We start from the raw sequence: 25,559 nt of genomic DNA, 5'->3' as shown, positions 1-25,559 counted from the left end.
ACTTATAATATAAATAAAAATCTCCTTTTCAAGTTGCCCTATATATATAACGGAGAAAGATAATTGTCAGCTATGTATTATAGTTATTCCTTAAGTATTTTTCGCCTTAAATATAAGTTAAGAGTAAACTATTTCAAATAATTTGTTATAATCTGAAGTTAGCAATGGTAATATTGTATATTATATCTTGAGTTATCGACGAAATGTGATATAATATTTAATTGAAAAGAGAAAAAAATGTGTAAGATAATCAAATAATATATACAATAAATCAGAAGTAATAGAATTTTAATAGATAATATTAATCTCTTTTAGAGTAATTGGAGGTAATGTAATATGCTAAATACAGATATAGCTATGGGACTTGCTAGAGTTACAGAGGCAGCTGCACTTTGTTCAGCTGGGTTTATGGGAAGAGGAGATAAAATAGCAGCAGATCAAGCAGCAGTAGACGGAATGGAAAAGGCATTTGAAATGATGCCAGTAAGAGGGACTGTAGTTATTGGAGAAGGAGAATTAGACAATGCTCCTATGCTTTATATAGGTCAGAAAGTAGGAATTGGCGAAGAAAATATGCCAGAGATGGATATAGCAGTAGATCCTCTAGATGGTACAAGTTTAATAGCAAAGGGATTACCTAATGCAATAGCAGTGCTTGCAATGGGACCAAAGGGAAGCTTATTTCATGCTCCAGATATGTATATGAAAAAGTTAGCAGTGGGACCAGGTGCTAAAGGTGCCATAGATTTAGATAAGTCTCCAAAAGAGAATATGCTTAGTGTAGCTAAGGCTTTAAATAAAGATATAACAGAACTTACAGTAATAGTTCAAGAGAGAGAAAGACATGAATATATAGTACAAGCTGCTAGAGAAGTAGGAGCAAGAGTTAAACTATTTGGAGAAGGCGATGTAGCAGCTGTTCTTGCTTGTGGTTTTGAGAGTACAGGTGTTGATATGTTTATGGGAACCGGTGGAGCTCCTGAAGGAGTTATTGCCGCTGCAGCAATAAAATGTATGGGTGGAGAGATGCAGGCAAAGCTAGAACCTCATACTGATGAAGAAAAAATCAGATGTCACTCAATGGGTATAGAAGATGTAGATAAAACTTTATTTATAGATGATTTAGTAAAAAGCGACGATGTATATTTTGCAGCAACGGGAATAACAGACTGTGACTTGCTTAAAGGTGTTATATTTTCAAAAAATGATTGGGCTACAACACATTCAGTAGTTATGAGATCTAAAACAGGAACTATAAGATTTGTAGAAGCTCTTCACGATTTAAAGAGAAGCAGTTTGGTGGTAAAGTAAGATAAAATATTACAGAGATATTAAAATTATTATAGACTTCCTTGAACTTAGTTCGAGGAAGCTTTTTTTGTAAAAATAGCAAATTAAGAAATACTATTAGTATCAATGGTGTACTTAGTGGTATGTACTATGGAAAAGATATATCCATTATTTACAAATAACAAAAACTGATAGAAGTATGTATAAGTATTTTAAAATTTTATACAACTGAGATTTTAAGTTTATAAAAGTTATAATTATTATGGACAGTAGTAAGTTAAATGTAGTATTTATAGGATTCTAGAGAAATACAAAATATAAGGTTAACAAAATAATATTTGGTCGGTGATAAAATGGTTTCTATAATAATACCTGTATTAAATGAGGAAAAAAATATAGTGAATTTTCTCCAAAGTTTAGATAAATTGCAGGGCCATAAGGAATTGATAGTTGTAGATGGATATAGCGAAGATAATACTGCAGTTCTAGCTTCTCAATTTGCTAAGGTAGTTTTATCCAAGAGAGGAAGAGCCTTTCAAATGAATGAAGGTGCAAAGGTAGCTAAAGGCAATATCCTATGGTTTCTTCATAGTGATTCCATAGTAAAGGATATTTCTATATTGGCTATTGAAGAGACAATAGGAAATGGGGCTATTGCCGGAGGATTCCCTATTTATTTTTATGATTACAAAACCCTATTTATGAAATATATTTGGAAAACTTCTAACTTAAGGGCAGGAATATTTAATATATTTTATGGTGATCAAGGTATATTCGTTAGAAAGGATATCTTTATGAAAGTAGGTGGATATCCTGAAATAGAGATTATGGAGGATATAGAGCTATCTCTAAAACTTAAAAAGCTTGGCAAATTAACTATGACAAGATATCCCATTGGAACTTCAGGAAGAAGATTTAAGAAAGGTGGACCCCTTAGAACTCATTTATTGATGCATAAGCTTAGGATTTTATATATGCTCGGTGTGTCACCAAAACAATTAAACAAACTTTACAGGGAGGTAAGATGATGAATGCATTAATTTTAATGACTAGGATACCTGTTCCTGGTAAAACCAAAACTAGGCTTATGGACATATTATCTGGGGAAGAATGTGCTGAAATACATAAAAACTTCCTTAAGGACTTGTTTTCATCCTGTGAAAAATTAAAAAACAAGGTGGATATTTACCTAACTTATACACCAGAAGGAAAGATTTTTTTGATAGAAGATATTTTGCCAGAGTATATAAAACTCTTTCCTCAACAAGGTGAAAGTTTAGGAGATAGAATGAGCAATGCAATAGATAAATTGCTGGATGAAGATTATAAAAAGGTAGTGCTAATAGGAAGTGATATACCGGAGCTCCAGCCTAAAGATATAGAAATAGCCTTTAATATACTGGAGGATAATGATATTTGCCTTGGTCCCACATCAGATGGGGGATATTACTTGGTAGGTATGAAAGAGATACACAGTGAAATATTTTGTGACAATATAGCCTGGGGAAAGAAGTCTGTGTTAGAAGGAACTATTGATATTGCCAACAGAGCTAATTTAACAGTGGGGCTTTCAGAGAAGCATATGGATATAGATACAAAGGAAGACTTATTAAATTTTATAAAAAGAATTGAAGAGAAAAAACGTAGCTATGAGGTCTTTCCACATAATACTGTTAATTTCTTAGAAAAGCACAGTAAAAGAGTGAGATGTCAGGAAGTAAGAAGTCTGTTTATAAAATAATAGTGGAGTGGTAGGAATGCTTAGAAATATATTAAAAGATAAAATTTATGATTATTTAAAAGAAACAGGTTTAGTAAAAGATTTAGGATTAAGTAATAAGTATAGGGTAAAGTTTTTAGCACAGGGAGAATACAACATAAACTATACTATTGAGGATGGAATTAGTAAGTATGTATTTAGAGTAAATACTGGAAGCCAAATAGATGTGGAAAGTCAAATTAGATATGAGTACAATGGGATAAAAAGATTAGAAGTAAGCGGCGTTACCCCAAAGGCTTATTTTGTGGATGATAGTAAAGATTACCTTGAATATGGACTATTAATAATGGAGTTTTTAGAAGGCAAACCTCTTAACTATTCTACAGACTTAAATAGAGCTGCTAATATATTTTCAAAAATACATTCTATAGATTTAAAGGACACTGACTTCAACATCTTTATTGAGGAAAAGGAAGTTCTAAGGGATAGAATTAAGGAAGGAAAAAAACTTTTAAAGGATTTTTTAGCATCACCTATTGTTAGTTGTGAACTAAAGAACTTTTTTTATAAATTTTTGCAGTGGGCAGAGGATAATAAGGCCAATGAAAGGTATTTTAAAGAAAATAAATGGCAGGTAATAAACAATACAGAGGTAAATTCTCATAATTTTATTATTGGACAGGAAAAAAGTTATCTAATAGATTGGGAAAAGCCTGTGATTAGTGACCCCTGTCAAGACATTACACAATTTTTAGCAGATACTACAACCTTATGGAAGACAGATTATATCTTAAGTAAGGATGAAAAGGAAAACTTCTTTAGAAATTATGAAAGAGAAGTGAAAAGTAATTATAAAGATATAAGAGAGAGAGTAAATATATATACGCCCTATCTATATTTAAGAGCATTAGCATGGTGTGCTTATGCATGGCTGGAATACAGAAATCCAGAGAAGGATATTAAGAACCAAGATACCTTAAATAAAATTGAGAATTACCTACAGTTAGACTTTATGAAAAGGCTTCTCAGTGATTGGTTCTAAATGCATTACCAAAGTTTATTTTAATGTATTTGTAAGCACAGAGTTTCTTTAACTATAGAGAGGAGTTTAGGATTATGGAAAAGAATAAAATATCTATAGATAAACAGAAGACTATGGAAACAATAAGAAACCTTAGTGAAGAATGTATTAATTGTGGAAAATGCAAGAGGGAATGTAGTCTCCTTAGTGGGTTTTCAGTTAAACCAGGAGAATTATTTAAAAACTTATTAGAAGATAGAAAGATAGATCCCTTAATTCCATATTCCTGTAATACATGTTCCCTATGCCTTAAGGTTTGCCCGAAAAATTTAAATATAGGCGATGCTTTTTTAGAAATAAGAAAAGAGCTGGCAGAAAAAAATGGCGGAACATCACCATTAAAGGGGCATAATTCTGTCCACCTGCATCAAAAATTAAGCTTTTCTAGTCTTTTTAATAAGGTGATAAAGGATGAGAAAGCAGAAAAAGTAACTAGAATTTTTATGCCTGGCTGCAGCCTTTGTTCCTATAGTCCAGAGCTTGTTTTTAAGACCTTTGAATATTTAAAGGAAAAGCTTCCAGGAACAGCTATGGTGATTAAATGCTGTGGAAAGCCTACAGCAGCTATAGGAGAAGGAGAACTGTTTAAGAATAGGTATGAAAAGCTTCAGAGAACTATAGAGGAATTAAATGTAGAAGAGATTATAACTGCATGTCAATCCTGCTTTGTAACTATTTCAGAAAATAGTCCCAAGTTAAAAGTTAAGTCTCTTTGGACAGTATTTAAGGAGCTGGGCATACCAGAAAGTTCAAGAAATATTGGAAAAGACAGTGACATAGTCTTTGCTATCCATGATTCTTGCCCTACAAGGGACGAAAAGGAGCTTCAGGATAGTGTAAGATGGATTATAGATCAGTTAGGTTATAAAGTAGAGGAAAGTGAACACTCCAAGGAAAAAACAAGGTGTTGCGGAAATGGTGGTATGGTATTTACCGTAAATAGGGAACTTACATCTAAGGTTGTTAACAAAGCTGTGGAGGAAGTAAAGTCTGATTACATAGTTACCTATTGTGCTAGCTGCAGAGAATCTATGTTAAAAGGAAACAAAAATACTCTTCATATTTTGAATTTAATATTCGACGAAAGATGGACAAGTATTAAAAAATCGCTTCAGAGTACAAGTCTAATGAAAAACTGGAGCAATAGATATAAGGTTAAGATGGGAAAGTAAATTTTGTTCTATAATTTAGCAGTAAAAACTTTATATATTGAACAAATTTATGTATAATGTAATATAAAAATGTAATTATAAATATAGTAGGAGTGATAACAATGAATATTGATGAACTAATAGAAAGAATAAACTTTTTATATAAGAAGAGCAAAAATGAAGGTCTTACAGAGGAAGAAAAGGATGAACAGCAAAAACTTAGAAGAAGATATATTGATAATGTAAAGAGGAACTTTAGAGCACAATTAGAGGGAATAGAGAAGAAATCTAAGTAAATCAGGAAGCTGAGAGGAGAAAATAAATGGGAGTAACAGTTAAAGATCTCATAGAAGATTTAAGTTTAGAAGTAGTTAACGAAGGAGATACAGTTACTGAAATAACCATTAGTGATATAAATAGACCAGGACTTCAGTTTTCAGGCTTCTATAATTACTATGCAAATGAAAGAGTTCAGGTTGTTGGAAAGGCTGAATGGAGTTTTTTAGATGCAATGCAGCCATCCTTAAGAAGGAAAAGACTAGAAAAATACTTTAAATTTGATAGTCCATGCACCATAATAACTAGAGGCTTAGAGCCTCATGAGGAGTTTATGGAAACAGCGAAAAAAAATAACAGGTGGATTTTAAGGACAGAAAACACTTCTACCAGATTTGTAAATAAGCTTATGAATTACCTAGATGATAAGTTAGCACCGGAGACAAGGCTTCATGGAGTTCTTGTAGATGTTTACGGAATAGGGATTCTTATAACAGGGGAAAGCGGTATAGGTAAAAGTGAAACTGCCCTTGAACTTATAAAAAGAGGCCATAGACTTGTAGCAGATGATGCTGTTGATATTAAAGAAATAGATGGCTCTCTCTATGGAACCTCTCCATACATAACTGCTGGAATGATTGAAGTTAGAGGAATGGGCATAATTGACATTCCTGCTCTTTATGGCTTAAGTTCAATATTAAAAAGCAAGGAAATACACCTTGTTGTGTATATTGAGCAGTGGAAGGAAGAGCAGAACTATGACAGATTAGGTATAGACAAGGAATATATAGACATATTGAACGTACCGGTGAGAAAGCTTAAAATTCCAATAAGACCAGGTAGAAATGTGGCTGTTATAATTGAAGCAGCAGCGGCAAATTATAGATACAGCTTCATAACTAATATAACACCAGTGGATATAATTGGACAGAGGATTAAGGAAGAATCTGAAAGAAGGGGAAATGATGGAAAGTAAAAGGGGAATTAGAAAAATGATAAAAGAAAGGAGGGCTCTTTTAACAGAGGCAGAAAGGGAAAATCTAGATAGTATAATATTTAAAAAGGTTACTAATAGCAAGGAATATCAAGAAGCAAAGGTTATCTTTATTTTTGTAAGTTATGATACAGAATTAGATACACATAAAATCATAAAACAAGCACTTAAGGATGGAAAAAGAGTTTCTGTTCCTAGAATAATTTCTAAGGAAGAGGGAATGGATGTAGTGGAAATAAAAGGTTTTGAAGATTTAAAACCAGGAGCTTATGGTATATTAGAACCTGAAGATAGCAAATTAAAAATAGATGAAAGCCTAATTGATGTTTCTTACCTTCCAGGAGTTGCCTTTGATAGAAAAGGCGGAAGAGTTGGATACGGCGGCGGTTTTTATGATAGGTTTTTAAGGAAGACAAGAAAAGATTCCTTGAAGATAGCTCTCGGATATAGTTTTCAAGTTTTAGAAGAAGTTCCTATGGATGACAATGATGAATTTATAGATGGAATAATTACTGATTAAACCTCACAAAATATAAATACTGGCTTGTAATAAGCAATAATAAAAACTTGGGAATTGAAATTTTAACAGTTCAATTCTCAAGTTTTAATATTCCTATGTTTTTGTCAGTACTTATATTGGGGTGATTCTATGAAAATTTTTGACCTGAATAATAATTTTAAGGATGTTACTAATAATTTTAAGTTTAATGGGAGTCACTACTGGATTTTAGTACATGTAGATGAATTAGAGAAGGTTAAAGAAATTATTTTATTAGATGAAGACAGTTTAGCTGAATGTAAAAATTTTTCTCAGTCTTCTAAAATTAGTTTTTATGAGGATTATGTATTTATCGTCCTGAATATACTAGAGTATTGCAGGGAGATAGTTACCTCAAAAGAGTTAAATGTGTTTTTAGGTGAGGATTATTTAGTAACTATATGTAAAGATAGAATCGATATTGTAGAGAATCTAATAAAGGATATAGGTGACTTTAAAAATTGTTTCATGCTCAGGGATAAACCACGGGTTTGTATATTGCTTTATTACATTTTAGATAGAATAATTGTTAACAATTATAATGTGATTTCTTCTTTAGAATCAGAAGCAGATAAAATTGAAATAAGCATTTTAAAAAATCCAAGACATGAACAAATAGATAACCTAATAACTTTAAGAAGACAGGTGTATAAAATAAAAAAGTACCTAAATCCACTTAGATATATAGGTGACAGCTTAGTGAGTAATGATAATCTAATAATAGAAAAAGAGAATATTGGACACTTTGTAAGCTTAAATAAAAAAATTGATAAATTGATGCTGGCTTTAGAAAATCTTGTACAGGATTTAGCATTAGTAAGAGAGGCTTTTGAATCTGAAATTGCTAACAAAACTAATGAACTGATGAAGGTTTTTACTGTAATAGCTACTATATTTTTACCTTTGAATTTAATTACTAGTATGTATGGTATGAATCTAAAGGGAATTCCTTTAATGGAAATAGAACATGGATGTTATTATGTAGTATTTTTTATGATTTCTATTGCCTGCACCTTAATACTTATATTTAAAAAGAAGAAGTGGCTTTAGAGTAGATCTATAAATTAAGTTTGAAGGGAGAAAGGAAAATGACAAAGGAATTGACAAAAAAATATGAATATGCTTGGGATAAGTATTCAGAGGAAGATTTAAAAAAAGTATTTAGCTTATCTGATAGGTATAAGGAGTTTGTTTCTAAATGTAAAACAGAAAGAGAATGTGTATTAGAGTTTATATCTAGAGCAGAAAAAGCAGGATACAAATCTTTAGATGCAATTTTAAAAGAAAAAGGCACTTTAAAAGCTGGAGATAAGGTCTATGCAAATAAAATGGATAAATCCTTGGCTTTATTTGTCATCGGAAGTAATGGTTTTGAACAGGGATTAAGAATACTAGGGGCCCATGTAGATTCTCCAAGACTAGATTTAAAGCAAAATCCATTATATGAAGATACAGATTTAGCTTTATTTGAGACACATTATTATGGAGGTATAAAGAAATATCAGTGGGTTACACTTCCGCTGGCGATTCATGGAGTTGTAATAAAAAAGGACGGAACAAAAGTAGATGTAGTAATAGGTGAAGATGAAAATGATCCAGTAGTTGGAGTTTCAGATCTTCTTATACATTTAGCTGCAGACCAAATGGACAAAAAAGCCAATAAGGTTATTGAAGGAGAAGATTTAAATATTTTAATTGGAAGTATGCCAATTGCAGATAAAGATGGAAAGGATAGAGTTAAACAAAACATATTAAAACTATTAAATGATAAGTATGGAATTATAGAGGAAGATTTTGTATCTGCAGAACTTGAGGTGGTTCCTTCAGGAAAGGCTAGAGATTATGGAATAGACAAAAGTATGGTTATGGCCTATGGTCATGATGACAGAATATGTGCATATACATCCTTCGAGTCTATGATGAACATAGAGAACCCTGATAAAACCTGCGTTACCCTATTAGTAGATAAAGAGGAAATAGGAAGTGTAGGTGCTACAGGAATGCATTCTAAGTTTTTTGAAGATACATTAGCGGAAATCATGAACCTCTGTAATGACTATGATGGATTAAAATTAAGAAGAACATTAAGAAATTCAAAGATGTTGTCCTCTGATGTAACTGCAGCCTACGACCCAAACTTTCCATCAGTTATGGAGAAGAAGAACACAGCATACTTTGGAAAGGGTGTAGTATTTAACAAGTATACTGGAGCAAGAGGAAAGAATAGCTCTAATGATGCTAACCCAGAGTATATAGCTGAATTAAGAAATATTATGGATAAACATAATGTAGTATGGCAAACCTCTGAGCTTGGAAAGGTGGACCAAGGCGGTGGCGGAACTATAGCTTATATTTTAGCTGAATACGGAATGAATGTAGTAGACTTTGGAATAGCTCTTCACAATATGCATGCTCCATGGGAGATAGCAAGTAAAGCAGATATTTATGAAGCTGTAAAGGGATATAATGCATTTTTAGTAGAGGCTTAAGGGTAATATTTTCTTTAACATGAAATATTAAAGTTTATACCTATAGGATAAAAAATGTTTTGTATTATGGGAAAGTATTGTAAATAATAGTGATAATTTAGTACACCCCTTAATAAATAATATTAATGGGTGGTAATATGAATAGATTTAGAAACTACGGCCTATGGCTTTCTATTGCTGCATTTATACCTATGTTATTAAAGGCCTTTGGAAAGGATATTCTTCCTGATAACTATGACGAATTAATTAACGCTTTTTTATCTATACTTGTAATAGCAGGAATTTTAAACAATCCTCAGACCAATAATAGGGGATTTCTTGACGATGCTTCTAATAGAAAAAAGCTAAAATAACCATTAAATTAAGAAATAAAAACCTTAAGATCAATGGGAAGAAGATAACAAGTAATGAAAGTTATCTTCTTCCTATTTCTAGTTATTAGAATTACATATCATTAAGCTTATCTAGAAAGGCTTCAATACCATACTTGTCTAAGGATACCTCACCAACCCTAGAGGCATGTTTTGAATCATCCTTAGCTATACCGTGGAAATCAGAGCCTGCAGTAATTATTTTGTTATACTTTTCCGCATAATTTTTAAACCTTTCCGTATCCTCTGCACTATTCATAGAGTATATAGCCTCAATTCCATCAAAAGGAAGAGTCAACAGCTCATCTATGTCTAAAGTTTTTATTAAAACAGGATGAGCTAATGAAACAAGGGCATTTACAGACTTTAATAGTCTTATTCCATCCTCTGTAGTTAGCTTCTTATTGGGAACATAGGCTGGACTATCTTCACCAATAAAATGTTCAAAAATATAATCCCAGGTATAGTTATAACCTGCATCCACTATAGCTTTTGCAATATGAGGCCTTGCTACAATGCCATGAGCTCCTTCTAGCATCTTCTTAGAGTCTAGTTTTATATTAAAGATTTTGTATAAGTTTTCTACAATCTTTTCTGCTCTTTGAATCCTATATTCATTCATGTCTTTTAAATAGCTTTTGAATTCCTCACTTATGTCTTCTATAGACCTAAAATATCCCAAGATATGAACAGTTTTATTTCTATGAAGGGTAGAAAGTTCTATTCCGGGAATTACTGTAATTCCAATATGCTTTCCTTCGGAGACAGCTTCATCAATACCTGCCACCGTATCGTGATCTGTAACTGCCATTATATCTACCTCTTCTTTTCTAGCTAGGTTAACTAATTCTTTTGGGGATAGCTTACCATCGGAAGCCTTTGTGTGTAAGTGAAAATCTCCTTTTTTATACAATAAAATCACCTGCTTGTCGAAAATTTTTGTTTTCCTAAATGTTTCATCAAGGCTTTAACATTTTAGAATTTATTCTTTAGTGTAGTAAGTTTATTATAATACAATACATCAACAATTCAAAATGCAAGGGAAAATTATTTGTAATAGTACCAAGTTTTGTTCTACTAATAATAAGAATTTGGCATATATATGGATTAGAGCCTATAACACCCATTACCCTTGTACAACATAGGTGTTATATGATATATTTTATATAAGGTTCAGTATTTTTTAAATTATCTAGTAATTCTGTGGGAAAGGTAGGGGATAGTATGAATAATTTTAACGGACTTGAAATATTAAAAATAGCTATATTAATGGAAGAAGAGGGACAAAAGTTTTATACTAATGGCGCTAAATATACTACAGGAAAAATAAAAGATTTTTTATTAGCTGCTGCAGGTCAGGAGTTTATTCACAAAGAACAGTTTACAAAAATATATAATGACCTATTAGAAAAAAAAGAGGATGACTACGATTATCTATTTGATACAGATGTAACTGCTTATTTAAAGGCATTAATAGAAAATAAGGTATTCGATAAAAAAGAACCGGCAGAGGACGCATTTAAAAGTTTAAAATCTGCTTTAGAATATGCCATAAAGTCGGAAAAGTTAACTGTAGAGGTTTATACAAAGATGTACGAAGGAATTTCTATTGGTGAAGTCAAAGAAGTGCTATCTGGTTTAATAGAGCAGGAAAAAGCCCATGTTGATTATTTTACAAAATTACTTAGTGAAATAGAAGAGTAAATAGTAATAAGCTGTGAATAAAGGAATTTGTTCACAGCTTATCTTTCTATAGACCCTTAGTAATGTATCTTGCAAAGTTTTCTGCCTTAACCTCTATATTCTCCACATTAAATATTGCTTTAGGGTCATTGGCAGTTTCCGTAATAATTGCATAAGGGGGAAGTCTAAAGCCCTTATTAATATTAAGCGCTCCTATAAGTTGCTTTGCTACAGAGTCTCCACCAGAGTTACCAGAAACTATTACTCCAAAAATAGATTTATCATAAAATTTAATCCTATGATATAACACTGTAAGTCTATTTATTGTAGCGGTTAAATTAGCTGCTATAGCATCGTTATAGTTAGGGCACAGCCATATTATTGAATCTGATTCTTCGATAGAAGGTAACACATCTTCAACCAGCATACCCCCGTAGAAGCAGCTGTTTTGTTTGCTGTAATGGACACAGAGTTTATAGGAGCAGCCCTTGCAATCCTGAACTTTGCCATTTTCTATTTGTATTTCTTTTATATTTAATCCTTTTAAGTGTTTTGATATCATATTCCATAATTCTAGAGTATTAGAAAATTTATTTGGTGAAGAGTATAATACTGTTACTTTTTTATTTTTCTTTGGTGATGAATCCTTATATTCCAATAATCTTTGGCCTAGTTTATTACATAAATCAATACAAATTTCTTCTAAAGTTAATGGAATAACCTTTTGCCATGTTAGGAAGTTTCTTAGGCTAGAGGTAGCTTCCACTAAAGACTTACCTATAAAATTGCAGCCTAAGCTATTTGCTAAGAAAATAATATCTTGAGCGGTTCCTTTGGTTCCAAGTTCAGAGCTGCTGTGAATTAGCAGTGCACCGGTAGAGCCATAGAAAAAGTCATTTTCCTCATCTTTAAGTTTTTCGAAAAACTTTAGCATTGTCAAGTCATAACCAGTGATACCAACCTCCGCTGCAAAGAGTATCTTTTTATTTTTAAAATTGGAACAATCTGAGGGAGCTTTTACGTATACTGTAGAATGAAAACTATTAGAGAAACTTTGGATCATTCCCTGTAACTGTCCAGAAATACTTTCATTTGGAACTATTACATATAAAGTCTCCATAGATTCACCACCTCTTTTAAAATCTATAAAAAACTGTTGTAGGTATGCTGTAATTTCTTAAAAAGAACATCGTCAATATAATCATAGGTTTCTAGCTCTATACCTGAAGGAAGTAATCTATTTCTGCATCCCATAAATACACCACCTAAGAAGGTAGCGCTGTAATGCCATTCTCCTTTTATAGTAGCTATAAGTGACAGGGAACCAGAGGAAAGAGCAGGGGCTACGTAGGGCTTAAAGCCCAGTGCGCGCACCTCTAAGTTAGCTTTCTTTGTTCTTTCTGTAAGATAGTCTGAAGTTTCCTCATTATAATTTTTCATACTGTCAGCTATTATAAGTCCTTCACCATGAGGCCCAAAGGCTCTCCCTTCCTTTAAGTAATGTTTATACTCTAATTTTTCAGAGGCATAGTAGGAGGCTCTGGCATTCATTACTCCTAGGCCATAACCTCTTATTTGTTCTGGTAGAAGGCCCTGAAAATCAAAATTTTTATTTATATCTTTATTACTCTCCAAAAAGGCTGTTTTACAAAGCAAGTCTACAGGATCAGAGACCACTGCAAATATGCCTTTAAAGTTACTTTCTCTGGCAAGCCTAGAGTAATAGCTTACTATCTTGGCATTACCTTCAAATTGAGCCAGTCTTACATCAAAGTCTTCCTTTCCAACTTGAGGAACTCCAATAGAAACACAGAATATAAACATATCACAGTTAAAAAGCTCATCTTCCTTAAGAGGAATTATAGGAGGATATTCTTTATCAGGGGTAGGGGAGAGGATTTGATTACATTCATACTCCCATCTTTTCATTTTATCTTCCCCTTTATCAAAAATATTAATTCTTGATATACAATCGCCACCTAATAAGCGTAATCCAGTAATCAAGGTGCCGCCTACATCTCCAAGGCCAACTACAGTTACAGACCACTTTTTAGTATTAGACTTTTCTCCATTAATTATTGGAAGATCCTTAGATAAAAGCTCCTGCCAATTAGGATAATTAGTATTTACAGCAGTGACCTTTCTATTATCTATCTTCTCAATAAGCCAAGATGGCAGGCTAGAACTTCTATTCCTTCTCAACAGATTTAAGTTTTCTTCCTGAATAAATAAATTACTATCGGAAGTTACAGAAAAGCTTCTCCGAGATTTTTCAGGAGTCAAACTGTTTAATGCAAAAATAGTGCCATTATAATTCTGAGCAAAGTCTTCCGAAAGCTCTTTAAAGTCATATTTTTTATTAGATAATAATAGTTTATTCTGGTGCTCGTAGTAATATAAGTTATTATTCATAATATAACAGTCCTTTCCCTTTTGTCTTATTATTGGAAGGCGTTATTTAGCCTCATTAAAAGCTCTAAGTCATTCTTTAAATAGCTAGATGCACTTAAATTTAAATTATAGTCTACGTTTTCGCCTAAGTCAGCACATCTTGGAATAGTAAACACTTGACCTAGGGAATGCAAGTTTAGGTTTTTTTCATGTATCACATGGTATTCATCCTCTATAACCTTTAGTATATCAATGGCATTTTCTATACAGGTTTTAGATAAATTGTATATTGCCGACTTAGAAGCATTTCTTATAAAGGATGGATAAGTATAAGGCAAAATTAAATTAATAGAAGGCAGCAGGTTACGTTCAGGGTAAGCACCACGCCATATAGCGTCTCCCCCTATAAAGGGATATAAGGAATTCTCATTAAACCATATTTTCAGTCTTGGAATAAAATACACTGCATCTACGTTTCTGTTTTGCATATCCATTAAATCTTTTCCTCGTCCTGAAAGAACTCCAACTATTATCTTTTGTATCTTTACATTTTCATTTTTTAAAATAGGGTCTAAGGCCTTTATTCTATAGCCTTTATGAAGAAGATTATCTACAAGTATAACCGGTCGCCTAAAGGAATTTATCATTCTAACCTGGGTTTTCAAATCTAGATAATGAGGAAACTCAGCAATTTTAAACTTCTTCATATCAGGATAAAACAATTTTTCTGTATGCAGTGCTTTAGTAACAGTGTTAGGTATTACATACCTATCAAGTATATCTCCGTAAGGTACACACATAGCGTTGCCTAGTTTCTTTGGCTCTGAGGTTTCTGTAGGTACTTTATTTTCACTGCATATTTTTCTTATCATTGATTGGTAAACAAAGTTTACATCAAAGGATAAAATCAATTCACCGGGATAAAGCTTTGTCAACGCTTCTAAAAGCTTTCTTCTGGAATTACCTAAAACCATTTTCACCCTAGGATCACTTCTAAAAGGCTCTTTAATAATATTTTGTATGTCTAAATTTAATATGCAAGGAGTACTCATGTTAACAGCATAAACGGGAGTGGTTTCATCACAAAATGGTACTTTTACAAAGCCATGAAGCGTCAATGAGTTATAGATTGCTTCTGAATTATAGCTACTGCCCAAAAGATTTCTATAGATAGCATACTCATAGTCTTTAGACACGCAAAGGGATAGAGTTTCATTTAAAAGCAGTTCCTCATATTCTTTAGCTTTATCTACATTTTTTACGTAAATACCGTCAATTAAAATTATCCTTCCAACACTGTTTTCACGGATATACTGTGAAACAGAGGAGTTTTTAAACTCATCGTAGAGCATAGAGGAACGTATCCAGTGGCAAACAGAGAAACCTAAAATTTGATTGTTAATTACATTCTTTAAAAATACTATCCTTGGAGATGGTTTTAAAGATATTTCTTTTAAAGTCCTTTTAAAGCTATTACTTAGTTCAGGAAGCAGCGTTGTGATTTTATCTACTGTATCTTCCGTAAAGTCTTCTGCAATCTCAATGTCAAGAGATAAAGATTTAATTGTATATTTATCCTGAGCTTCCCTTTGATAAAAACCATTTTCATAGATATATTGTTGAGACATAGGGTCTATGAGACTAGAAATGTCTCTGTTATCATCAATATAACTCCTTATCTGGGTAGAGCTTATTTCTGAATATCTAGAGGATAGAGTTAATACTAAAACATCTCCATCTATATTTTTAACAGAAGTTTCAAACTTTTTATTCTTACCTCTTTCAAAAACTATATGAGAGAAGCTGTGAATAGAGTTTTCACTCTTAACCATCCTGTAGCTGGAAGCATTAGCTACCACGTCACTGCCTACTGCAATATATACTTCAGAATTTGGAAAGCTCTCTCTTAAGCATTTCAAGTCCTCTACATTTGCTATATTTATGGGATATATGTCTGGGTATATATATATATTAAGTTCATCGGAAATAGACATATTTACTATATTTCTCCTAAGAAGACTTGGCAGAGTTTTTTTGGACCAGGAAAATTCATCTACTGCCAAGTAGACTTCAAAGCCAAGACTTTCTACATATTTTGCAATTTGCTTATGGCTTAAGGAGAAAGGATCAAAGGTTCCAGGGAAGAAGGCTATTTTAGAAGGCACTTCTATATTGATATCACCATGGAAAAACATAAAATCAGAAATAAACCTATAAAAATAATTTAAGCTAGCAGATCTTGTGAGAAATAAAAGCTCTTCATTATCGTTAGCTGTAATAAGGGTAAGTACTTTTTTGGCTATTAGTTTAAAGATAAATTCCTTTCTATCTAAGTTTAAATTAGATACACCAAATATATCTTTTCCTATTACGCTAAAGGCAGACTGCTTCACTTGAGATTCATAGTTTCCAAGGCCATTTAAGAGAATGCCTAACATCTTCTTAAGTCTGCTTAAATAAGATGTTTCACTTTCTTCAAACCTAGTACTATAGCATTCATAATTGGATAGAGTAATTCCTATAGTTTTAAGAATTAAAGACTTTAGGTTTATATTTGAGGTTTTGATTTTTAGTATACAATCGTCAATAACTTCATCTAGCTCTTTAGGCTGAAGCCATAAAATTGACTGTCCAGCGTATCTTGGAATATACTCTGTAAATTTGTTTCCTTCAATTTCAAGGGCCCTCATTAATTCTACCGCTACCTCATTTCTCTCTGCTAAGGTAAGCTGAGGCATTAACTCCAAAACAGCACTGCCAGCTCTGTTTCTGACACTTTCTACTGCACTTACTTTTAGCAAGTTGCAAAAGTGAATAGTAGTATGAAGTCTACTGGACTGATGATTATGGTATGCATCGTCTAAAAGCAGTTCTATCTGGTTCCTTTTTCTTATCCAGTCTGTTGCAGTTTTTAAATTACTTAAGTATATATCTGAAACGGTCTTTTTAGTTAGCTGGCAATAATGTTTAAAGGCGTCTATATTTATAGCTATATCTAAGGCAGTATTAATCTTAAGCAGCAAAAGGTTTTCTGCAGGTATTTTACTTTTCGAAGTAATTAAGGCAAAGTGATTTTTAAGTTTTTCTATGAACTCATGGTTACTAGGAAGCTTATTAATTATCAATAAGGTAGTTTCCAAAGCTTGCAATCTCAATATACTGCTTCGTTTCTTGAGTCTAGAAAAAACATAAGTAAAAATTAACTGGAGGTTATCTTCATAAGGCTCTAGTGGTACATACTTAGCAGTTTCTAGTAAAAATAGTTCACAATCAGTAGTTTTATAACTTTCATTACTATAATAATCTATAACTGCATCCCTATAGTATTTTATATAGGAGCTTTTGCTGCTATTAAATAGAGAATTTACCATTATACTAATGCTGTATCCTATATTAAACCTATGGGAAGGAATAACTTTATGTCCAGGACATAGCATAAGGTTAAAGTATTCCTTTAGTAGATCTAAGCTATTTGCATCAGGAGAAGGAAGTTTAACGTTTTCCGGAATTTCCTTTCTGTAATCTTCATCATAAATAGCAATTAGGTTTCCGATAAGCTCCGCACAGTGCCTTCTTATATCATCTTCAGTATGAGTTAAATTTTCGTACAAGAACTTAATAGTTTGAAGTTTTTGCTGCTGGGTTAGATAAGTGGAGTACTCTTGAAAAATCCTAATATATTCTCTTAGGTTTTTCCAATCGGTTTCACTTCTTGCTTGCTCTAGTATAGATTCAAGAGAATATTCATCACGTAGCTGATACATTACATTAATATTGTGTTTTATAGAAAGAAATTTTAAGTTTTTAACTATATCATTACCCTGTAATAAAGTGTAGTTTCGTTTAGCTTTTTTTATAAGATTAAATTTAATTTTAGGTTCTACATCTACCCCAAGGTCCAAGAGAAAGTTTTCAAAATCCTTTAATTTGGCGTATACCCTTTTGTATCTGTTAGACTTTTTAGTATCTACATTTTCAAGTTTATTTAGGATAACATAAAAGGAATCCTCTAGAGAAAAAAGTTTCATCTCAGCAATTCCATTTACAGTTTCGTTTTTTACTCTAAAGTCAGAATAAATCAAAAGTAAGGATTCTATAGATAGGTTTTCAAGCTCTAAATCCCAGGTAGAGTGATTTAATGCAATATTTCTAATATAGTTTATACCGCACTTTTGGAACCATTGGTCAGTGTAATAGTAGTGCAAGTGAGGCACTCTTTTAAGTTCAACACCTTTGCAGCCATATTTTCCTATATCATGTCCTGCTGCCGCACCAGAAACTCTTCCTAGGTCCACAGGAAGCTTTAGAAGTTTTAGCTGTCTAGCTAAAAACAGTGATAAATAGTGAACACCGCATACATGGTCTAAAGTGTTATAGCCTGTTAACTCTCCGTTAATTTTCATCATTTCATAGGTATAGTTATCATAAAAGGCCTTTATGAATCTCCTATATTCATCGGGATGTTCTAATTCATTTTCCTCCTCTAAGGATAGAAAATTCATTGGATAGCGGCTTTGCCAGCTTTCATCCCAAGAATTTTTCTGAGCCTCGCATAATACTCGAAATATTCTAAGGTAAAGTTCACAGGGACCCTTTAAGTTATCCTTAAGTTCTATAGAAGTTGTTTCAGGAAAATTTTTATTAAGTACATATTGATATATATAGTTAAGCCAGTTATCAGGGGCTTCATTTTTGGCTAGCTCATCTAGCAATTCTTTGCATAGAACTAAGGTCCTTTCTCCAGAAAAGTCCTTATCCTCTAAAAGCAGCTTTAGGTTATCTGTAAACTCTTTATTTCTAATGTAGTTATCTATTAGTTTTTTTTCTATTCCCCATTTTTGGAGCCACTTTATACTGGTTAGTCTTCTTATTATTTTGTTGTAGATTTCAACAAAGGATAATGTGTTCATTTTAGCCTCCTTAAACATGTGGTTTACAGAAAATTATAAACTTTTACTGTAGATTTTAAAAGGGTATAAAGGAAAAAAATACAAATATATTTTTTGCTAACATGGAAAAGATGAAGAAAATAATGATGTGTTTGAAAATAAGGAGAATGACATTAAAATTAAGATTGCTAAAAAGGTTAAGAATAAGAAATTAGTAACTATAAAGAAAGATAAATACGAAATATCTTGGGGTATTGACAAATCATCAAATTCAGATATTTACTTTTAATTTGAGTGTAAAAAACTTAGTCCCAAAGCTTCAACAGGATTATTCAATAATATTTTACGATGAAAAAGATTCATCAATTGCTGTATTTAAGATTGACCCTCCATTTATGTATGATGGAAATGGAGAGATAAATAGAGAAGTTACAGTAACTCTTGCTCAGGAAAAGAAAAATTATGTATTATCATGGATTCCTAATAATGGTTGGTTAAATAGTAAAAATAGAAAGTACCCAATTATAATTGACCCTTCTATTGGTACATCTCTAGAGGTTAAAAGCATTGAAGATACCTTTATAGGTTCAGGCATAGCAAGTGAGCCAAGAAAGTATGCAGACCGTCTCGGAGTTGGTAAAGGAATTTATTCAGGAACCACTAGAAGTCTTATAAAATTTACACTGCCAAGTGAGCTAACAACCGGTGATATGATTACTAACGCTGCTCTTTATCTAAATTTACTTACTACCAATTATGAATCACAACAAATTAATGTGCATAAGATAACAACTCCTTGGAGTTCAGATTCTGCTACTTGGAATAATAAACCTTCTTATGAAGAGAAGATTTCAGATTATAAATTTATACAGGGAGAAGAAGGAGCATTATTTGACTGGGATATAACTGAAATGGTAAAAGAGTGGAGTAGTACAGGTAATAACTATGGGGTGTTGTTAAAAAATAGTGATGAAAATATAGGTTATAACGAGTTTATTTCCTCAGATTCAACTGAATTGTATATGAAGGGCAGACCGAGGATAAGAATAGAATACGTTAATAATTCAGGTTTAGAAAATTACTGGACTTACCACAGCCAGGATTTAGGTAGAGCTGGCACAGGCTATGTTAATGATTTTAATGGGAATGTGATATTTATTCATAATGATTTAACTATGACAGGTAGCAGGATGCCTCTTACTTTAAATCACGTATATAACAGTAATGATAGAAGTATTACAAGTAACTATGGTTATGGATGGAGATTAAACCTAAGTCAAAGAGTAGAACCTAAGACTATTGGAGGCAATCAATGGTATGTATATACAGATGAAGACGGAACTAAACATTATTTTTACTATGAAAGTTCATCGGGAACTTATAAACAGTATATGGGTACAGACTTAACTTTTACTAAGGGATCAGATGGAAGCTATACTATAAAAGATAAAGATGGAGGAGTTCTTGAGTTTGTACCTGGAGGATATCTATATAAAATTAAAGATAAAAACGGAAATTCTATAACTCTCAGCTATGATGGAATTATATTAAAGAAAATTACTGATGGAGCTGGAAGAGTAACAATTTTAGATGTATTAAGCAATGGATATCTTGTAGGTATAATAGAACCGGATGGTAGTAGAACAAGCTTTGCCTATAACGGAGCACAGTTATCTCAAATTACCTATCCAGATGGAAACTATACTATTTTCACTTATGATAATAGCAATAATCTTACAAATGTAAGAAACTATGATAAGTATAATGTAACTTATAATTATAACACTCAACCACCTTACAGAGTAAAACAAATACAAGAAATTGGAACAGATGGAGCATTAGGAGGAAATTTAAGTATTGACTATAGGTATAATACAAGTACTTTCACTACTATTTTCCCTGATGGAAGAAGGAGAAATAGTATATACCAATTTAATGATTACGGAAATACCATAAGTATAAGAGATGAGGATGGCAGTGCAGAATACTATAAATATATGACAGAAAACCTTTCAAATAAGCTTTCATTAGCTTCAAAACCTCAAAAGTTTAGTAAAAACTACTTAAAAAATCACAATGTAGAACTTCAAAATTTAGATTGGGGATTGGATTCATGGGGAATTCCTGATGAGCAAATAGGTACTGTAGGTTCAGGTATTATTACTACTGAAGCATCTTATATGGGAAGAAGCAGCTTAAAAATTAATAGAATTGCTGCTGGAGCAAATAGGTTGTTTTACAGTCAAGGACTTAGCCTGCCAAAGGGAAAAAGTTACGTTTTTTCAGCATACGTTAAAACTGTAGATATAAAGAATGAAAGAGGTAAGGGTGCAGCAATTTTTGTTAACTACTATGATAGCAGCAATATCGTACAAACTGTTGAATCAAGAATGATTCAAGGAACAAGTAACTGGACGAGATATGAAGTTAAATTCACCCTTCCAGATAATGCAGCATCAAATACTGTATATGCAAGAGCAGGAATCATAGAAGAAATGGGAACTGCCTATTTTGATTGTTTTCAGCTAGAGGAAGGTACTATAGCAAATAGATACAACTTAGTGGAAAATGCAGATCTATCCTATGGTGATCCCATGCCTATTTATTGGACTAGAGATCCACAGTCAGATCAATATGATAAAGTTATTGATATTGATGGTAAAAGGGCTTATAGAATATTTGGAGCTTCTAGAAACTCAAAATATCTGGCACAAAGCATTAATATTTCAGGAAAAAAAGGAGACAGTTTCGTAGTTTCAGTTTGGGCTAAAGGTGAGTCTGTACCTTTAATTGAAGGAAGACGTTTTTCACTGGAAGTAGGAATGGAAAAGGCAGATAAGTCTCTTGACTGGTACTTGGTTTCTTTTAATGAAGATTCAACAGATTGGCAGTATGTATCAGAGAAAATAGTAGCTAAAAGTGATTATGTAAGAATAATCATATATGGAGAATACTACAATAATGCAAATGCAGCTTACTTTACCAATTTTCAAATATACAAAGAAGAGTTTGGAGTAAGCTATGTTTATGATGAAAATGGAAATGTAATATCAGTTGTAGATTTAGCAAAAAAGGAATCTAAATTTGAATATCAGAATAATGACCTAGTTAAAGCTATAAACCCAGCAGGTGGAAAATTTGAATACAAATACGATAAAAATCGTAATATAGAGAAGGCAATTTCGGCAGAGAATGTAGTATATTCCTTTACCTATGACAGCTATGGAAATCCTTTAACTTCAACAGTTAGCAGTGTAACAGATGCTAATTCACCATTTATAAAATCTACAGCTAATTATAGTATAAGCGGAAACTACATGAAGGCAATTACAGATGAGAGAGGAGATTCTGTAATTAATCATTATGATGAAGCTAAAGGCTTGTTAACAGGAACCACTGATGGAAAAGGAAGTAAGACATCTTATCAATACGATAATATGAACAGGCTAGTTAACGCTTCTAAAATTCTTGAGGCTTCTGACAGTAAAAATGTTGAAAGGTTTCCGTTGATATCAAATACTATAGGAAGTAAAGGAACAAAAACTGTAACTGAAAATGCAGTATTTGATAAAGATAGCGGTGGTAAATCAGCTTTTGCAGCTTTTGATGCTGGTACAAATCTACTTGTAAACTCATCCTTTGAAGGTACAGGCGGAATTGGATCTACTAGTTCTTGGGCATTAGAAGATTGGGATAACTCTACAGGACGATGGAGATTAGTGTATGACGGAGTAAATGGCAGTTACTGCTTAGAAAGTTACGACTCAGATGGTGTTGTAAATGGAAGTGCTACAAATTCTGTAGCTTATCAATTTATAAATTTACCTTCTGCTCTTTCAGCTCCAAAGGTTTATACTCTAAGTTCATATGCTAAAAGAATAGGTACAGAAAATCCAGAGCTTGGAATTCAATGTTTTGATGCAGCAGGTAAATTAATAGCTGGAACTTATCAGAACTACGTAAAATCAATACCAGAAAACCAATGGGTAAGAATAAGTCAAACCTTCACCTTTCCAGCAGGTACAAGAAGCTTTTTTGTCATACTGAGAACCCATGTAAAGGATAATAACAAAGTTAGATTTGATGCAATACAAATGGAGGAAAATAGTATATTTACTCCATATACTTTAAGTAATCGTGGAAATTCAAAATTATACTATGATCTAGGTATAGATAAAAAATCTGGAACAATGGCAGTGTGGTTTAATACAAAAGGCAGCGGCACTAGAATAATTTTTTCTAATGAAGGCAGTGGAGTATTATTTAATTTATATATAAACGATGGAAATAAAATTATTTTAAGTTCAATAGATAAGAGTAATGTTTTTAGAAATATAATTACAGCAAGTGATATAACCATATTAAATAACACATGGTATTTTGTAGCACTAGAATGGCAGTGGGTAGCAGATGAGACAACTCACAGCAGTGTATTAAACTGTACTTTATATATAAATGACAGAGTTTATACTGGAAGTACAACGGAATTTAAAGACTTTACTGGAGTAATAACAGCAGTTGGAAGCAATGTATACGGATTATACCAATTAAATGGATTTCTAGAAGGTTTCTCTTATTCAAGAAATCCTTTAAGTAATGATGATATACAGGATCTCTACACCAGAACTTTGCAGGATGATAGGATTACAACAGTAGCAAACAGTTACACTTATGAAAGTGACAGAATAAAAACCATATCCCATAATGGATTTAGTTATAAATTTGAGTATGACAGCTTTGGAAATAATAATAGAGTTTTAGTAGAAAATCAGCCTTTAATAACAAATAATTTTGAACCTATTACAGGGAATTTACTAAGTTCAATTTATGGTAATAATCAAAAAGTCAGCATGGTGTATGATGAATTAGACAGAATTATCAGCAGAAAGTTTAACGAGAAAGAGAGATATACCTATCAGTATGACAGCAGTGGAAACCTAGGATATCATGAAGATAAGATAAATAACAGAAGCTATAGATATGTCTATGATTTAGCTGATAGATTAGTTAGAGTTGAAGAAGCTGCTACTAATGATATAAATTATATAAGATTAGGCTATGATAGCAATAATAATGAAAACAGGATAACTCAAAAAGTAGGCGGAGCCTTGTATGAAACAAAGTATGAATATGATAAGGATAACAAGCAGAGATTAATTTTTTATGGAGAACCTTCAGAAAGTGATGAGAGAATAGAATACTTTAGTTTCAATGGCAGTACAGTAAGCAGTAAAGGAAGGGTTCCGATTCCTGATATACAAACACCAGTATTCCAAAGAGATGAAAGTGGTAAAAACGCACTTGCTGCTTATAGTGGAACAAAGGTTGTTTATGATTTAGGTATAAATAAATCAGCTGGAACAGTAAGCGCTTGGATAAACACCAGTGGAACAGGTTCAAGAATGATAATTGGAAACGAAGGAAGTTCCCAGTTATTTAATCTTTATGTGGATGGAAACAATAAAGTTAACCTTGCAGTATTAAATAATGTAGGTGTATTCACAAATGTTATAACTACAGAAGAAACTATAACTCCAGATAATTGGGAATTTGTTGCCCTTCAATGGTTTTTTGACAGTAGTAGTGGAGTTTTAAAATGTACTTTATATTTAAATAGTAAGCCTTATACAGCAAATGTAACAAGCTTCAAGGATTTCACAGGAGCGAAAACCGCAGTAGGAAGTAATCCAAAGGGTGGTTATAATTTAAATGGGTTGATTAGAAATTTCACCTATGCGCCAACATCAATAATAAGTGAAAGCTCTATACTTGCAATGTATCATAGAAGCAAAGTAGAGTATAGGCATGACAGCATTGGCAGGTTGTCTGAAAAAATAGTAAATGCAGGGCTTAACAGCTATGGAGCTTCCTATGAATATGTTAAGGGAATCAGCCAAGGGTCAACAACAAATAAGCTTAAATCAATAAGAAACAAAAATATTAAAATAGAGTATGAATATGATGCCAACGGAAATATAACTAAAATTATTGATGCTGGAAAAGTTATAGAGTATCAATATAATGAACTAAATGAATTAGTAAAAGAAAAAAATGGAGTAACTCAGAAAACTATAGATTACCTCTACGATTCAGGGGGAAATATACTACAAAGGATTGAAACACCTTTATCTGGAACAACATCAGTAACTACAGGAAGCTATCAGTATGATTCTATATGGAAGGATAAACTGACACATTATAATGGAAAGGAAATAACTTATGATAACGTAGGGAATCCTTTAACTTATAATAACTACAGTTATACCTGGGAAGAAGGCAGAAGATTAAAATCTATAAAAGGTAATGGGTATGATATCAGCTTTAAATATAATGATTCGGGAATCAGAATTGAGAAAAATGTAAATGGAGTTACTACAAAATATTATCTAATAGGAGATAAAGTAAGCTTTGAAGATAATGGTTCAGATAGGATATACTATACCTATGATAGTGAAAATGACCTGATAAGCATGAATTTAAACGGAACTGAGTATTATTATATAAGAAACGGTCAGGGAGATATCATAGGGCTGTTTGATAGTAATGGAACTCAGGTAGTAACTTATCTTTATGACAGCTGGGGGCGGGTTCTATCTGCTGTAGATAACACTGTAGATAAAGTAGGTGATAAGAATCCTTATCGTTATCGTGGATATAGGTATGATAAGGAAACTGGATTATACTAC

Annotated in this window: 18 protein-coding genes; 14 read left to right on the top strand and 4 right to left on the bottom strand. The window is 32.4% G+C overall.

Going from position 1 to position 25,559, the window contains the following annotated elements; translation table 11 throughout:
• Positions 1-336: 336 nt before the first annotated feature.
• From glpX to N4T77_RS13610, 11 genes are all read left to right on the top strand, one after another.
• A complete protein-coding gene (gene glpX, locus N4T77_RS13660) occupies positions 337-1,311 on the top strand; it encodes a class II fructose-bisphosphatase (RefSeq protein ID WP_261672363.1) in 975 nt (324 codons plus the stop codon).
• A 332-nt stretch (positions 1,312-1,643) separates the two neighbouring features.
• Positions 1,644-2,318, top strand: coding sequence for a TIGR04283 family arsenosugar biosynthesis glycosyltransferase (locus tag N4T77_RS13655; RefSeq protein WP_261672362.1), 675 nt, complete (start codon positions 1,644-1,646; stop codon positions 2,316-2,318).
• On the top strand, positions 2,318-3,031 hold the full coding sequence (locus tag N4T77_RS13650) for a TIGR04282 family arsenosugar biosynthesis glycosyltransferase (RefSeq protein ID WP_261672361.1): 714 nt from the start codon (positions 2,318-2,320) through the stop codon (positions 3,029-3,031). The genes N4T77_RS13655 and N4T77_RS13650 overlap by 1 nt, the downstream gene beginning before the upstream one ends.
• Positions 3,032-3,047: 16 nt before the next feature.
• A complete protein-coding gene (locus N4T77_RS13645) occupies positions 3,048-4,052 on the top strand; it encodes an aminoglycoside phosphotransferase family protein (protein ID WP_261672360.1) in 1,005 nt (334 codons plus the stop codon).
• 74 nt (positions 4,053-4,126) lie between these two features.
• Positions 4,127-5,263 carry a (Fe-S)-binding protein gene (locus N4T77_RS13640; protein ID WP_261672359.1) on the top strand — a complete coding sequence of 379 codons (1,137 nt, stop codon included), beginning with the start codon at positions 4,127-4,129 and terminating at the stop codon, positions 5,261-5,263.
• 101 nt (positions 5,264-5,364) lie between these two features.
• Positions 5,365-5,538, top strand: a complete 174-nt coding sequence (locus N4T77_RS13635) for a DUF896 domain-containing protein (protein WP_261672358.1) — start codon at positions 5,365-5,367, stop codon at positions 5,536-5,538.
• 26 nt (positions 5,539-5,564) lie between these two features.
• Positions 5,565-6,494: an HPr(Ser) kinase/phosphatase gene (gene hprK, locus N4T77_RS13630; protein ID WP_261672357.1), complete on the top strand. Its 930-nt coding sequence runs from the start codon at positions 5,565-5,567 to the stop codon at positions 6,492-6,494.
• The gene (locus N4T77_RS13625; protein ID WP_261672356.1) at positions 6,484-7,032 is read left to right on the top strand and encodes a 5-formyltetrahydrofolate cyclo-ligase; all 549 of its coding nucleotides are present in this window, start codon (positions 6,484-6,486) and stop codon (positions 7,030-7,032) included. The genes hprK and N4T77_RS13625 overlap by 11 nt, the downstream gene beginning before the upstream one ends.
• Before the next feature lie 129 nt (positions 7,033-7,161).
• On the top strand, positions 7,162-8,100 hold the full coding sequence (locus tag N4T77_RS13620; RefSeq protein WP_261672355.1) for a magnesium transporter CorA family protein: 939 nt from the start codon (positions 7,162-7,164) through the stop codon (positions 8,098-8,100).
• A 38-nt stretch (positions 8,101-8,138) separates the two neighbouring features.
• A complete protein-coding gene (locus N4T77_RS13615; RefSeq protein ID WP_261672354.1) occupies positions 8,139-9,539 on the top strand; it encodes an aminopeptidase in 1,401 nt (466 codons plus the stop codon).
• Between the two features lie 137 nt (positions 9,540-9,676).
• Entirely contained in the window at positions 9,677-9,892 is a 216-nt protein-coding gene (locus N4T77_RS13610) for a holin (RefSeq protein ID WP_261672353.1), read from the top strand.
• A 91-nt stretch (positions 9,893-9,983) separates the two neighbouring features.
• On the opposite strand, the gene N4T77_RS13605 is transcribed toward N4T77_RS13610, so the two are convergent.
• A complete protein-coding gene (locus N4T77_RS13605) occupies positions 9,984-10,823 on the bottom strand; it encodes a PHP domain-containing protein (protein ID WP_261672352.1) in 840 nt (279 codons plus the stop codon).
• 311 nt (positions 10,824-11,134) lie between these two features.
• Here N4T77_RS13605 and N4T77_RS13600 point away from each other — a divergent pair, with 311 nt between their 5' ends.
• A complete protein-coding gene (locus tag N4T77_RS13600) occupies positions 11,135-11,614 on the top strand; it encodes a ferritin family protein (RefSeq protein ID WP_261672351.1) in 480 nt (159 codons plus the stop codon).
• Between the two features lie 46 nt (positions 11,615-11,660).
• On the opposite strand, the gene N4T77_RS13595 is transcribed toward N4T77_RS13600, so the two are convergent.
• The 3 genes from N4T77_RS13595 to N4T77_RS13585 are packed head-to-tail and all read right to left on the bottom strand — an operon-like array spanning position 11,661 to position 18,894.
• Positions 11,661-12,713, bottom strand: a complete 1,053-nt coding sequence (locus N4T77_RS13595; RefSeq protein ID WP_261672350.1) for a flavodoxin family protein — start codon at positions 12,711-12,713, stop codon at positions 11,661-11,663.
• Positions 12,714-12,736: 23 nt separating this feature from the next.
• Positions 12,737-14,005 (bottom strand): lactate/malate family dehydrogenase, encoded by a 1,269-nt coding sequence (locus N4T77_RS13590; RefSeq protein WP_261672349.1) that lies wholly within the window; start codon positions 14,003-14,005, stop codon positions 12,737-12,739.
• Positions 14,006-14,034: 29 nt separating this feature from the next.
• Entirely contained in the window at positions 14,035-18,894 is a 4,860-nt protein-coding gene (locus N4T77_RS13585) for a cytidyltransferase (protein WP_261672348.1), read from the bottom strand.
• A gap of 127 nt (positions 18,895-19,021) precedes the next feature.
• Between N4T77_RS13585 and N4T77_RS13580 the strand changes: the two genes are divergently transcribed.
• Positions 19,022-19,162, top strand: a complete 141-nt coding sequence (locus tag N4T77_RS13580; RefSeq protein ID WP_261672347.1) for a hypothetical protein — start codon at positions 19,022-19,024, stop codon at positions 19,160-19,162.
• A gap of 1 nt (position 19,163) precedes the next feature.
• Positions 19,164-25,559, top strand: a 6,396-nt coding sequence (locus N4T77_RS13575) for a DNRLRE domain-containing protein (protein ID WP_261672345.1), incomplete at its 3' end; no start/stop codon positions are given.

Origin of the sequence: Clostridium sp. CX1, from assembly GCF_025398335.1 — a bacterium.
Classification (GTDB): Bacteria; Bacillota; Clostridia; order Clostridiales; family Clostridiaceae; genus Clostridium_AM; species Clostridium_AM tanneri.
The sequence above is the reverse complement of the archived record's forward strand: the minus strand, read 5'-3'. Positions and strand labels throughout refer to the sequence as shown.